A 13,672-nucleotide genomic window follows, 5' to 3' on the forward strand; every position below is an offset into this window, starting at 1 on the left:
TATGCTTTTACTAGTTTTAAAACATTAAAAACTAATTAAACATACTGATTCTCAATTAAAATTTTTCAGTAGAATTTCTATATGGTATCTATGATATAATATGCGGTCATTAATAAGTCATAATTGGCATAACTAATTTAAATTGCCAGTTACAAATAAAAAGTAAACATAGAAAATGAGAAGTTTGGATTTTTGATGGAACTCCAACTAAACAAATCAATAATGCCGCAACTTGAATAAATTAGAAAGAACACTATTATCGACTGTTTAATTTCGCCTTCTCTTTAATAATGTCGGCGATCTTCCTGTTGTCAATTTTACTTTCCAGCCATGAAATAATATCAAGGTATAAAAAGGCTCTTTTCTCATACGTATTTTTCTCCAATTCGATAAAACGAGTCCTCATCTTGATAAACTCCTTTTTTATATCGGCAGGGTAGAAGTTATTCAGATTTTTCATGAACTTGATAATCTCTTTCTGAACCTCATGTAAATCATTCATTTTCAAGAGAAACTTATACGTGTTCTTCAAATGATTTTCCAGATAATAATCCTTACCCAATTCGTAATGCGCAATCAAGGATAAAAGTCTGGCAAAGCACATTAAATCTTCACGCATCGACAGATTTTTATTGTTGATGATTTTATCCAAATAATTAATCGATTCATTGTACTTTTCAGTACCAAAATAAATAGAGGCAATTTTATAGTAAAACAACATCTCATGATGCTCATCAAGATGTTCGCTGTGAAGTTTTATCTTTTGCAGAATCTCCGGAATTAGATATTCACTTTCAGCAAAAGTTCCTTCCAGTATGTGAAGGTTCAACTTATTATTATAAACGTACAGAAAAGAAAGCGACGCAATATTATCATTTACCGGAAACCTTGGATCAGCAATGGTTTCTTCTAAAAGCGTCAGATATTTTTTGAAATTCGACTTGTATTTCAACATATACAGCGACTCTAGAAAATAATGATTCCCTTTTAAGAAAAAGACAGGATTCAAATAAATCATATTAGGATTGTCATAAAACAATCTTACCCATTTGTAGGCATATTTATAACTCGCTAAGAAGTCCTGAACCAGAAAACTACGCCAAAGATTAGCATTGTAAAACCAATACTTTTCCCTAAAACCAAACTTACTTTCGTCCAGCTTTGAAATGTGCTTATTGAAGTAATCGTCAATGTATTTGTACTCTTCGTCGCTTTTAACATAGCCGGTTTTTAGCATGATTCCGTACAACTGCAGCGATAAATTGGATAACTTACTTGAAATGGTGTTGCGATAATTCAGTTCTTTGGCCTGAATCACCAATTCATCGGCACGTCCCTGAATACTTCGGGTGATGTATTGCGATTCGATTAGTTTTTCGAATTCTACAATTTCATATGCCATGTATTTCTCGTCATTCTCAAGCGCCAGTTGTTTTGTTTTGTCCAGAATCTTCAAACTTTGTTTGTACAAACCTTTATTGTATAAAATAACAGCAAAATCGATTTGTTCCCGCAACTGATAACGAATATTCTGACTCGGAATATTCAAGCGTATACTCACTAAAATCTGTTTGTATAAGTATGATTTTAAATTAGATAGCTGAACCTTTTTAATAATACCACTCTTGAGAATCAGCTTTTCATCATAAGTTTCAGACTTATCCAGAATGTTAAATAATTCGATGAATTTGGTATTCGAACTCGTCTCTAAACGACTTGCAAAAATCTTAAATTGTCTTTTTTCGGATTTAGAAAGTGATTTTATTAATACAAATAAGAAATCTTTTTGATGGTTAGCCATTGTAAAATATAATAATATAACTTATTGGTTTCTAGTTAATTAACCTGCTTTAAAATGTTTTATGAACAGTATAATTTCATTAAAATGAATTTCGTGCCGGCAAAGTACAATATATATTTGTTATCAAGATGTGAAATTACATTAAATAAATGAATATGAATAGAGAGAAAGTTCAAATTTTTGACACCACTTTGCGCGATGGAGAGCAGGTCCCAGGATGTAAGTTAGATACGAAACAAAAACTAGTTATCGCAGAACGACTTGATACAATGGGAGTTGACATTATCGAAGCAGGTTTTCCAGTGTCAAGTCCAGGCGATTTTTTATCGGTTTCTGAGATTTGTAAAATTGTAGAAAATGCAACGGTCTGCGGTCTGACAAGAGCCGTAAAAAACGACATTGATGTTGCTGCAGCTGCCTTAAAGCACGCTAAGAAACCTAGAATCCATACCGGAATCGGAACCTCTCAATCTCACATACTCCATAAACTAAACACAACTCCGGAAGACATCATTGCAAGAGCAAAATTTGCTGTAGCACATGCCAAATCTTATGTGGAAGATGTAGAATTCTATGCCGAAGATGCCGGAAGAACTGATAACGCCTTCCTTGCAAAAGTTTGTGAAGAAGTAATAAAATCAGGAGCAACAGTATTGAATATTCCGGATACAACAGGTTATTGTTTGCCTGAAGAATACGGAGCAAAAATAAAATACCTAAAAGAAAATGTGAAAGGTATTGAAAATGTAACCCTTTCCTGTCACTGTCACAACGATTTAGGAATGGCTACCGCAAACTCCATTGCAGGTGCTATCAACGGAGCAAGACAAATTGAATGTACTATAAATGGCATAGGGGAGAGAGCCGGGAATACAGCTTTAGAAGAAGTTGTAATGATCTTCAAACAACATCCTTACCTTAATTTGGACACCAATATCAATACAAGAGAATTAAACGAGATGAGCCGTTTAGTTTCTGAAAGTATGGGAATGATTGTACAGCCAAACAAAGCCATTGTAGGAGCAAATGCTTTTGCGCACAGCTCCGGAATTCACCAGGATGGAGTGATAAAAAACAGAGCCACTTATGAAATCATGGATCCGCTGGATGTAGGTGTAAATGAGTCCTCTATTATATTAACAGCAAGAAGCGGAAGAGCTGCATTGGCTTACCGCGCTAAAAAAGTAGGTTACGAGCTTACTAAAGTACAACTGGATATCGTATACATTGAATTTTTGAAATTCGCCGATATTAAGAAGGAAGTAATTGATGCAGATATTCATCAAATTATAGAAGCTGCTAAAATTCAGGGAGAATTAATCAGAAACTAGTTCAAGAGAGCAAAGATCTTAGAATAAAGAGAATAGAAGAAAGAGAATAGAAGAAAGAGAATAGAAGAAAGAGAATAGAATAAAGAGAATAGAATAAAGAGAATAGAATAGAATAAAGAAAAAAGGATTTAAATACATAAAGAACGAGACGTTATGAATTTGAAAATAGCAGTTTTACCAGGAGACGGGATTGGACCAGAAGTAATTTTACAAGCCAAAAAAGCTTTACATGCTATTGGCGAGGTGTACAATCATGAATTTGTTTTTGAAGAGGCGCTTATGGGAGCTATTGCCATTGATAAAACAGGAAATCCTTTGCCGGAGCAGACATTAAACCTTTGTCTAAATACAGATGCGGTATTGTTTGGAGCAATTGGAGATCCTAAATACGATAATAATCCGTCAGCGAAAGTACGTCCGGAGCAAGGATTATTAAAACTGCGTAAGGAGTTGGGATTGTTTGCTAACATACGCCCGATAAAACCTTATAAATCATTAATTGATGCTTCTCCGTTAAAAAGAGAAATTATCGATGGTGCTGATTTTACTATTTTCAGAGAATTAACCGGAGGTGCTTACTTTGGAGCTAAAACCTTAAATGAGGAAGGTACACACGCTTCCGATTTATGTGAATATTCAGAAGAAGAAATCACAAGAATTGCGCATTTGGCTTTTAAATCAGCACAAAACCGACGCAAGAAACTTACGATGGTTGACAAAGCAAATGTTTTAGAAACTTCCCGTTTATGGAGAAAAGTCGTTCAGAAAGTAGGCCAAAGTTATCCTGATGTCGCTTTAGACTTTTTGTTTGTAGATAACGCAGCAATGCAATTGATTCTAAATCCAAAACAATTTGATGTGATTTTGACCGAAAATTTATTCGGAGATATTTTATCAGATGAAGCAAGTGTGATAACGGGATCTATTGGTTTATTAGCCTCAGCATCTTTAGGTGAAAAGAATGCTTTGTTTGAACCTATACACGGTTCATATCCTCAGGCGAAAGGAAAAAACATCGCCAATCCGATTGCTTCAATTTTATCAGCGGCGATGTTATTAGAACATTTTGGTCTGTTGAAAGAAGCTGGCATGATTTATAAAGCAGTCGAAAAAGCAATCGAATTTCAAGTAGTAACCGTTGATTTAAAACCGGATTCAAAGTTCGGTACAAACGAAGTAGGGGACTTTGTATCCAATTTTATCTTCAGTAAAGACGATTTACTCTATTTTAATAATGATAACGTTCACATTGGACAATCAACAATTGTTTAATATTTTTTGTTAAAAATTAAATAAATAACAAGAAGTATGTAAAATGTTGAGATTTTATTTTTTTAGTCCTTTAAGTTTTCATACTTTTGTCTCACTAAGAAAAACAAAGATGCAAATCTCAATTATTATTACTATTTCTGTCATTATTGTAAATGTGATTATCACATATGCACGGGGAATGGTATAAATATAATTGAAAAACTATATTATAAACCTTCCAAATACTGGAAGGTTTTTTTTTGAATTAAAATTAAAAAAATAACACAATAATGGAATTAAATAAGTACAGCAAAACCATCACTCAAGATCAAACACAACCAGCAGCGCAAGCCATGTTGTACGGTATTGGTTTAACTGAAGAAGATTTGAAAAAAGCACAGGTAGGTATTGTGAGCATGGGGTACGATGGTAACACTTGCAACATGCACCTGAATGATTTAGCAAAAGACGTTAAAAAAGGAGTGTGGGATGCAAATCTGGTCGGACTTATTTTTAATACCATTGGTGTAAGTGACGGAATTTCAAACGGTACAGAAGGAATGCGTTATTCCTTAGTTTCCAGAGATGTCATTGCCGATTCTATCGAAACAGTTGCGGGAGCGCAGTGGTACGACAGCATCATTGCAATTCCGGGTTGTGATAAAAACATGCCTGGTGCTCTGATCGCCATGGGACGTTTGAACCGCCCGTCTTTAATGGTGTACGGAGGATCTATTCATTCCGGAAAGTGGAAAGGAGAAACATTGAATATTGTTTCAGCTTTTGAAGCCTTAGGAAAAAAAGTAAAAAATGAAATTACTCCGGAGGATTTTAAAGGAGTTATTCAAAATGCTTGCCCGGGCGCTGGTGCGTGTGGTGGAATGTATACGGCTAACACCATGTCTTCGGCAATTGAAGCCCTGGGAATGAGTTTGCCATACAGTTCATCAAATCCCGCTTTAAGTCAGGAGAAAAGAGACGAATGTCTCGCTGCAGGTAAAGCTATTAGAACATTATTGGAAAAAGATATTAAGCCTAGAGACATTATGACTCGTAAAGCTTTTGAAAATGCCATTACAATCGTTGCCGTTTTAGGAGGTTCAACCAATGCTGTAATGCATTTGATCGCTATGGCACATTCCGTTGATATTGAAATTACACTTGATGATTTTCAAGCGATTAATGACAGAACTCCTGTACTCGCAGATATGAAACCAAGTGGCAAGTATATGATGGAAGACATTCATGAAGCAGGTGGTATTCCGTCAGTAATGAAATACTTATTGAAAGTAGGACTAATTCATGGAGATTGTTTAACTGTAACCGGAAAAACAGTGGCCGAAAACTTAGCTTCAACTCCGGATTTACAAGACGGACAACAAGTAATTCACGAAATACAAAAAGCTTTAAAACCAACCGGAAATATTCAGGTTTTATATGGAAATCTGGCTTCTGAAGGAGCTGTTGCCAAAATCAGCGGAAAAGAAGGTGAGTATTTTGAAGGTCCTGCGGTTGTTTTTGAAGGTGAGTTTGAAGTGATTCCAGGCCTTGAAGCCGGAAAAATTAAACCCGGTAATGTAGTCGTCATCAGGTATTGTGGACCAAAAGGTGGTCCGGGAATGCCTGAGATGCTAAAACCTACATCGGCCATTATTGGAGCAGGATTAGGAAGCAGCTGTGCTCTTATTACAGACGGCAGGTTTTCCGGAGGTTCACATGGCTTTGTGGTAGGACACATTACACCAGAGGCTTATGATGGTGGCGGTATTGCACTGGTAAAAGATGGCGATTTAATTGCTATTGATGCAGTAAAAAATACAATCGACCTGAAAATATCTGACGAAGAATTCGCAGCCCGTAAAGAAAGTTGGATTCAGCCTCCTCTAAAAGTAAACAGAGGAGTTTTACTGAAATATGCCAGATCAGTCTCAAGCGCTTCAACTGGTTGCGTTACCGATAAATAATTTTACAATAATAATTTCAAAAAACAATGACAATATCAATAAAATAACAAAGTTCAATTGCAATAAAAAGTAGAAATGTAAAGAATCAGTTTGAAATTGATTTTAACATTGCCATTGATTTTTGAAATTGATTTTTGACATTGAAAAAACAATATACTATGAAAATATCAGGGGCAGAAGCCGTTATAAGATGTTTGTTAGCAGAAGGAGTAGACTTACTTTATGGTTATCCGGGAGGAGCAATCATGCCGGTTTACGATGAATTATATAAATTTCAGGATCAGTTACACCACGTGTTGGTACGTCACGAGCAAGGTGCTACACATGCCGCACAAGGATATGCCCGAGCTACAGGAAAAGTAGGGGTAGCCATTGCAACTTCAGGGCCGGGAGCAACCAATTTAATAACCGGAATTGCAGATGCTCAAATCGATTCAACCCCAATGGTTTGTATCACAGGTCAGGTAGGGAAGCACTTGTTAGGATCTGATGCTTTTCAGGAAACGGATATCATTGGAATTTCGACTCCGGTAACCAAATGGAATTATCAGGTAACCGAAGCTTCGGAAATCCCTGAAATTATTGCAAAAGCATTTTACATCGCACGTTCCGGACGCCCGGGACCTGTATTAATTGACATTACGAAAAATGCTCAGTTTGACCAATTAGAATTTAGTTATGAAAAATGTACCGGAATCAGAAGTTATACTCCGGTTCCGAAACTAAAATTAGATAAAGTGGCCGAAGCTGCTGCTTTAATCAATAGCGCTAAAAAGCCTTTTATTGTTTTTGGACAGGGGATTATTCTGGGAAAAGCGGAAGCCGAATTTAAAGCTTTACTTGAAAAATCAGGAATTCCAGCTGCCTGGACCATTTTAGGACTATCAGCCTTGCCAACAGACCATCCCTTAAACGTGGGAATGCTGGGAATGCACGGGAACTATGGCCCAAATTTGCTAACCAACGAATGTGATGTCTTAATTGCTTTCGGAATGCGTTTTGACGACCGCGTTACCGGAAACCTGAATACTTATGCCAAACAGGCAAAAGTAATTCACTTCGAAATTGATCCTGCCGAAATTGATAAAAATGTAAAAACAGAAATAGCTGTTCTTGGAGATGTAAAAGAAGCCTTAACCGCTTTATTACCATTAATCGAAGCAAAATCACATGATTTATGGCATAACAAATTTAAAGAGCTAAAGGAAATCGAGTACGATTCCGTTATAAAAGAAGAATTAAACCCAACCAATAATAAAGGAATTTCAATGGGAGAAACCATAGAAATGATAAACAAACACTCAAAAGGTGATGCTATTATTGTCTCTGATGTTGGGCAGCATCAAATGTTTGCCTGCCGTTATGCAAAATTCAATTCTACCAAAAGTAACATTACCTCAGGTGGATTGGGAACGATGGGATTTGCTTTACCGGCAGCCATCGGAGCTAAAATGGGAAAACCGGATCGTGAAGTTGTGGCTATAATTGGTGATGGCGGTTTTCAAATGAACATACAAGAATTGGGGACCATTTTTCAGACTAAAGTACCTGTAAAGATTGTTATCCTAAACAACGAATTTTTGGGAATGGTGCGTCAATGGCAGGAGCTGTTTTTTGATAACAGATATGCTTCTACTAAAATGATCAATCCAAATTTTGTTGCGATAGCCGAAGGATATTATATTAAATCTAAAAAAGTAACACAAAGAGAAGATTTAGATGCAGCCGTTGCCGAAATGCTGGCTTCAAAAGATTCCTATTTCTTAGAAGTTATGGTAGAGAAAGAAAATAACGTATTCCCAATGATTCCAACGGGTGCATGTGTTTCTGAAATTAGATTAAGCTAAAATTAAAGTTTCATGTTTCAATTTTTTTGAGTTTCAAGTTGTAAAACGTGAAACCTGAAACTTGAAACAAATAAAACTAAAAAAAATGGAAAACAGAACATTTACCATATCGGTATACTCAGAAAATAATGTAGGATTGTTAAACAGGATATCAGGAATATTCTTAAAGCGTCACATTAACATATTAAGCTTAAACGTTTCTGAATCAGAAATAGAAAGTGTTTCCAGATTCATTATTGTTGTGGAAACAACAGAGAAATGGGTCAAAAATATTGTCGGGCAAATCGAAAAGCAAATTGAAGTGATAAAAGCATTTTATCATACAGATGAAGAAACCATCTATCTGGAAAACGCTTTATTTAAAATTGCATCAAGCCTGTTGTTTGATGAAAAACAAATTCAGAACATCATCAAGGACAGTCAGTCTACAATTGTCACGGTTTCCCGCGATTTCTTTGTGATTTCTAAATCGGGGAGACGTTCAGAAATCGAAGATTTGTATACCAAATTCAAACCTTATGGCATTATGCAGTTTGTTCGCTCAGGAAGGATATCTGTTTCAAAAGAAAAAATGGAAATTTCAACAATGTTAGAAACATTCAAATAGTATTATTTCATCTATTAACCAATTATTAAATACAACATTCATTAAATATTTTTAAAAAAAATGGCAAATTATTTCAACACATTACCACTTAGATTACAATTAGAACAATTAGGCGTTTGCGAATTTATGGAGCAATCAGAATTTGCAGACGGAATTTCGGCTCTGGCAGGAAAAAAGGTTGTCATTGTAGGCTGTGGAGCACAAGGTCTGAATCAGGGTTTAAACATGAGAGATTCCGGTTTAGACATTTCATACGCGTTGCGTGCAGATGCAATTGCAGAGAAAAGAGCATCTTATAAAAATGCCACTGAAAACGGATTTAAAGTAGGTACTTATGAAGAATTAATTCCAACTGCCGACTTAGTTTGTAACTTAACTCCTGACAAACAACATACTGCTGTAGTTACTGCCATAATGCCTTTAATGAAAAACGGAGCTACATTATCATATTCTCACGGATTTAATATTGTCGAAGAAGGAATGCAAATCCGTAAAGACATCACTGTAATTATGTGCGCGCCAAAATGTCCTGGTTCTGAGGTTCGTGAAGAATACAAAAGAGGATTTGGTGTTCCTACACTAATCGCTGTTCACCCGGAGAATGATCCAAACAATTTTGGTTTAGATCAGGCTAAAGCTTATGCTGTAGCCACCGGAGGCCATAAAGCAGGAGTTCTGAAATCGTCATTCGTAGCCGAAGTAAAATCAGATTTAATGGGAGAACAAACCATTCTTTGCGGGTTATTACAAACCGGTTCTATTTTATGTTTCGATAAAATGGTGGAAAAAGGAATCGACAAAGCCTATGCTTCAAAATTGATTCAATATGGATGGGAGACCATTACTGAAGCCTTAAAACATGGAGGTATCACCAATATGATGGATCGTCTTTCCAACCCAGCAAAAATTGAGGCTTACGAAATTGCTGAAGAATTAAAAGACATTATGAGGCCGTTATTCCAAAAACACCAGGATGACATTATCTCAGGAGAATTCTCCAGAACCATGATGATCGACTGGGCAAATGATGATGTAAACTTACTAAAATGGAGAGCTGCAACAGGAGAAACTAATTTCGAAAAAACAGCTCCACAAGAAGCTCCAATTTCAGAGCAGGAATATTTTGATAACGGAGTACTGATGATCGCAATGGTAAAAGCGGGGGTAGAATTGGCTTTCGAAACCATGACTGAGGCTGGAATTATCGAAGAATCAGCTTATTATGAATCATTACACGAATTACCTTTGATTGCAAACACAATTGCAAGAAAAAAATTATTTGAAATGAACCGTGTGATCTCGGATACTGCTGAATATGGCTGTTATTTATTCGACCATGCCTGCAAGCCGTTGTTAACAGAATTTATGAAAACAGTAGAAACAAATGTAATAGGTAAACCATTTTCTACTTCAAATGGAGTTGACAATGCTACTTTAATTGCTGTAAACAAAGAAGTTCGTCAACACCCTATCGAAGAAGTAGGAGCATGGTTGAGAGAATCAATGACAGCAATGAAAAAAATTGGATAATAAATTGGGAATTACCACACATACGGTTGTGGAATCTGCTCTGTATCTCCGTTTGATGTAATATTTTTGAATTAGTAAGCACTTATTAAGAAAAATGGATATAGATGCAAATTGCATTCACTTAACTTCTGAAAGTAAGACTGTAAGTTAAGTGAAGCTAATCCCTAATGAAGGGGGTATATTTAGTAATAAATGTACTTGTTGAAGTTTCATTTTAATTAATAAAGTTGCTTCTATTTTCAAAAATAGTGCGGAAGATTGTAATACAGAATTACAAAATTAATTGTTATTGAAATTGTTAAAATTAAAAAGGCATGGTATTCATTTATCGTGCCTTTTTTGCAAAATGTCTTTTTTCATCAAAAAGCCGTTTTTTATATTATACTTATTAAAAAGTAATATTTTTTTCAATATCTGTTTTTTTTTCCTATTATTTATGAATTAAATAATTTTAAGAATAGACTGATATTTAATACATTTATAAAAAAAAATTCTAAAAACGTATGAGTTATTATAAAATTGAAAATTTAGAACAGTATTTTAAACATTACAATAAGTCGATAAGAGAGCCTAGAAAGTTTTGGGGAAAAATAGCTGAGGAAAATTTTACCTGGTACCAGCAATGGGAAAAAGTAGTTGATTTTAATATGGCTGATGCGGAAGTAAAATGGTTTACAGAAGCAAAAGTTAACATCACTAAAAATTGCATCGACAGACATTTAAGCAAAAGAGGAGAAAAAACGGCTATCATTTTTGAACCGAATGATCCCTCAGAAAGCGCTTTACATATAACGTATAATGAATTGTACGAAAGAGTTTCAAAAATGGCGAATGTTTTGCGCGAGCAAGGCGTACGTAAAGGAGACAGAGTTTGTATTTATTTACCTATGATTCCTGAATTGGCAGTAGCTGTATTGGCCTGTGCCAGAATAGGAGCGATTCATTCTGTTGTTTTTGCAGGATTTTCAGCTTCTGCTGTGTCTGCCAGAATAATTGATTGCGAATGTAAAATGGTTATTACTTCTGATGGAGGATACAGAGGTAATAAAAACATTGACCTTAAAGGAATTGTTGATGAGGCATTAGAAACTTGCCCGTCTGTTACTAAAGTTTTAGTTGTAAAAAGAACTAATAACGAAGTTAAAATGAAAGACGGCCGTGACGAATGGTTACAGCCTCTATTAGATAAAGCCTTAGATAATAGTGTTGCGGAAATAATGGATGCTGAAGATCCGTTATTCATTCTGTACACCTCTGGTTCTACAGGCAAACCAAAAGGAATGGTACATACCACAGCCGGATATATGGTTTATACGGCTTATACCTTTAAAAATGTTTTCAATCACGAAGAAAATGATATTTTCTGGTGTACTGCTGATATAGGTTGGATTACAGGTCACTCTTATATTTTATACGGACCTTTATTAAATGGAGGAACAACCGTAATTTTTGAAGGAGTTCCATCTTATCCTGACTTTAGCCGTTTTTGGGATATTATTGAAAAACATAAAATCACACAATTTTATACCGCACCAACTGCAATTCGTTCACTTGCAAAAGAAAGTTTAGATTATATCCAAAAATACCCTCTAAAATCACTTAAAGTAATTGGATCAGTTGGAGAGCCCATCAACGAAGAAGCCTGGCACTGGTTCAACGATCACGTTGGAGATAAAAGATGTCCGGTTGTGGATACCTGGTGGCAGACTGAAACCGGTGGAATTATGATTTCGCCAATTGCCTTTGTAACCCCAACTAAACCAACCTACGCGACTTTGCCATTACCGGGAATTCAACCTGTTTTGATGGATGAGAAACGCAATGAAATCGAAGGAAATCAGGTTGTTGGAAGTTTATGTATTAAATTTCCATGGCCGGGAATCGCCAGAACAATCTGGGGGGATCACCAACGCTACAAAGACACTTATTTCTCTGCTTTCCCGGGAAAATATTTTACAGGTGACGGGGCATTGAGAGACGAAGTAGGGTATTACAGAATTACCGGTAGAGTAGATGATGTTGTAATTGTATCCGGTCATAACTTAGGAACAGCTCCTATTGAAGATGCCATTAACGAACATCCTGCAGTAGCCGAATCTGCTATCGTTGGATTCCCTCATGACATTAAAGGAAATGCCTTATATGGTTTTGTAATCTTAAAAGAAACAGGAGAAGTAAGAGACCGATCTAATCTTAGCCGTGAGATCAATCAATATATTTCTGACCATATCGGACCAATTGCAAAACTCGACAAAATTCAGTTTGTTTCAGGCTTGCCTAAAACACGTTCAGGAAAAATTATGCGTAGAATTTTACGTAAAATAGCAGAAGGTGATTTTTCTAATTTTGGAGACACTTCAACTTTACTAAATCCTGAAATTGTTGACGAAATTACAAAAGCGAGGGTCTAGTATCTTCACAAAATAAAAAAAGCTGTCCATTGGGCAGCTTTTTTTATATCGATTATTTTTTTTACTTCCTTAATCCTTTAAGAAGTGCATAAATAGCCATTGCGTGTCCGTGACCTAAATCAAAATCTGCTTTTAGCCAGGTTACAATTTCGGTTGCTTTTACTTCAGGTTTTAATTCTCCACTGACAGAAAATCCTTTTTCATCTGAAAGTTTTTTAAAATCATCAGGACCTTTTCCTGTCTTTGTTTTAATATTGATTAAATAAGCTTGAAATGACATAATTTTGTAATTTTAAAAGTTATACTTTATTTTTCGACAATCGTTTTTATGTTCGTTAGACTTTCTTCTACATCAGCTCCAATTATTTTATCCATATCAAAAAAAAGAAGCATAAAATTCTTAGGCCAGTTCATTCCGCTATTATAAATCCAGATAAGCTTTGTTTGATTTTCGGCTAAAGTTTCCGTTTCCATATGCCCGTTTGCCGTAAATACATAAGGCGCTAGAAAACGAAGTTCAAAATCGATTCTGTTATTTTCTACTTTTTTTATTTCCCATTCTCCTTTACCAGTCTTATGGTGTTTGCTTTCAAAAGTCAGAAGAGAACCCGCAGTCCCGTCAGTACCTGTTATCTCTATTTTTGTGGCAGGATCCAGCAATAGCCATTTACTGTACAATTTTTGATTTCGATTCAGTTTTATAAAATCAAAAACTTCCGCTTTGGGTTTATAAATAGTTATTTCTCTCTTAATAGTATACTTATTTTTAGTAAACATCGCTACTACTAAAGCTATTGAAACTATAGCTACCAATACCGTTATTATTTTTACGAATATCATTTTCATTTTTGTTAAATTGGTTAATTAAAAAGCTCTTTATATTTATTTATAATATTGATTTGCAGCGAAGTTAAACATCCCGGAGATTCA

The 13,672-nt window shown here is 35.4% G+C and carries 10 protein-coding genes; 7 read left to right on the forward strand and 3 right to left on the reverse strand.

The genetic code is table 11. The annotated features are described in order from the left end of the window. Nucleotides 1-256: 256 nt before the first annotated feature. The gene (locus tag LNQ34_RS19735; RefSeq protein ID WP_202704320.1) at nucleotides 257-1,801 is read right to left on the reverse strand and encodes a hypothetical protein; all 1,545 of its coding nucleotides are present in this window, start codon (nucleotides 1,799-1,801) and stop codon (nucleotides 257-259) included. Between the two features lie 155 nt (nucleotides 1,802-1,956). On the opposite strand from LNQ34_RS19735, the gene LNQ34_RS19740 reads away from it, so the two are divergent. The 7 genes from LNQ34_RS19740 to acs all read left to right on the forward strand — a co-directional run bounded on the left by LNQ34_RS19740 (nucleotide 1,957) and on the right by acs (nucleotide 12,742). After that, nucleotides 1,957-3,132 carry a 2-isopropylmalate synthase gene (locus tag LNQ34_RS19740; RefSeq protein ID WP_230000963.1) on the forward strand — a complete coding sequence of 392 codons (1,176 nt, stop codon included), beginning with the start codon at nucleotides 1,957-1,959 and terminating at the stop codon, nucleotides 3,130-3,132. 153 nt (nucleotides 3,133-3,285) lie between these two features. Continuing rightward, on the forward strand, nucleotides 3,286-4,404 hold the full coding sequence (gene leuB, locus LNQ34_RS19745) for a 3-isopropylmalate dehydrogenase (protein ID WP_202704319.1): 1,119 nt from the start codon (nucleotides 3,286-3,288) through the stop codon (nucleotides 4,402-4,404). A 269-nt stretch (nucleotides 4,405-4,673) separates the two neighbouring features. Further along, nucleotides 4,674-6,347 carry a dihydroxy-acid dehydratase gene (gene ilvD / locus LNQ34_RS19750; RefSeq protein WP_230000964.1) on the forward strand — a complete coding sequence of 558 codons (1,674 nt, stop codon included), beginning with the start codon at nucleotides 4,674-4,676 and terminating at the stop codon, nucleotides 6,345-6,347. 158 nt (nucleotides 6,348-6,505) lie between these two features. Continuing rightward, on the forward strand, nucleotides 6,506-8,194 hold the full coding sequence (gene ilvB / locus LNQ34_RS19755; RefSeq protein WP_230000965.1) for a biosynthetic-type acetolactate synthase large subunit: 1,689 nt from the start codon (nucleotides 6,506-6,508) through the stop codon (nucleotides 8,192-8,194). An 85-nt stretch (nucleotides 8,195-8,279) separates the two neighbouring features. Next, entirely contained in the window at nucleotides 8,280-8,801 is a 522-nt protein-coding gene (gene ilvN, locus LNQ34_RS19760; protein ID WP_202704389.1) for an acetolactate synthase small subunit, read from the forward strand. 60 nt (nucleotides 8,802-8,861) lie between these two features. Then, entirely contained in the window at nucleotides 8,862-10,331 is a 1,470-nt protein-coding gene (gene ilvC / locus LNQ34_RS19765; protein ID WP_202704390.1) for a ketol-acid reductoisomerase, read from the forward strand. A 503-nt stretch (nucleotides 10,332-10,834) separates the two neighbouring features. Further along, complete coding sequence (acs, locus tag LNQ34_RS19770; protein WP_202704286.1) at nucleotides 10,835-12,742, forward strand: acetate--CoA ligase; 1,908 nt, start codon at nucleotides 10,835-10,837, stop codon at nucleotides 12,740-12,742. 61 nt (nucleotides 12,743-12,803) lie between these two features. On the opposite strand, the gene LNQ34_RS19775 is transcribed toward acs, so the two are convergent. Next, the gene (locus LNQ34_RS19775) at nucleotides 12,804-13,022 is read right to left on the reverse strand and encodes a DUF4287 domain-containing protein (protein ID WP_230000966.1); all 219 of its coding nucleotides are present in this window, start codon (nucleotides 13,020-13,022) and stop codon (nucleotides 12,804-12,806) included. Between the two features lie 26 nt (nucleotides 13,023-13,048). Then, on the reverse strand, nucleotides 13,049-13,588 hold the full coding sequence (locus LNQ34_RS19780) for an SRPBCC family protein (RefSeq protein ID WP_230000967.1): 540 nt from the start codon (nucleotides 13,586-13,588) through the stop codon (nucleotides 13,049-13,051). Nucleotides 13,589-13,672: the final 84 nt, after the last annotated feature.

This window comes from Flavobacterium lipolyticum (genome assembly GCF_020905335.1).
Classification (GTDB): domain Bacteria; phylum Bacteroidota; class Bacteroidia; order Flavobacteriales; family Flavobacteriaceae; genus Flavobacterium; species Flavobacterium lipolyticum.

Coding starts and splice junctions, on each gene's coding strand:
- LNQ34_RS19735 (WP_202704320.1), bottom strand. CDS start 1,801: ATGGCTAACCATCAAAAAGATTTCTTATTTGTATTAATAAAATCACTT.
- LNQ34_RS19740 (WP_230000963.1), top strand. CDS start 1,957: ATGAATAGAGAGAAAGTTCAAATTTTTGACACCACTTTGCGCGATGGA.
- leuB (WP_202704319.1), top strand. CDS start 3,286: ATGAATTTGAAAATAGCAGTTTTACCAGGAGACGGGATTGGACCAGAA.
- ilvD (WP_230000964.1), top strand. CDS start 4,674: ATGGAATTAAATAAGTACAGCAAAACCATCACTCAAGATCAAACACAA.
- ilvB (WP_230000965.1), top strand. CDS start 6,506: ATGAAAATATCAGGGGCAGAAGCCGTTATAAGATGTTTGTTAGCAGAA.
- ilvN (WP_202704389.1), top strand. CDS start 8,280: ATGGAAAACAGAACATTTACCATATCGGTATACTCAGAAAATAATGTA.
- ilvC (WP_202704390.1), top strand. CDS start 8,862: ATGGCAAATTATTTCAACACATTACCACTTAGATTACAATTAGAACAA.
- acs (WP_202704286.1), top strand. CDS start 10,835: ATGAGTTATTATAAAATTGAAAATTTAGAACAGTATTTTAAACATTAC.
- LNQ34_RS19775 (WP_230000966.1), bottom strand. CDS start 13,022: ATGTCATTTCAAGCTTATTTAATCAATATTAAAACAAAGACAGGAAAA.
- LNQ34_RS19780 (WP_230000967.1), bottom strand. CDS start 13,588: ATGAAAATGATATTCGTAAAAATAATAACGGTATTGGTAGCTATAGTT.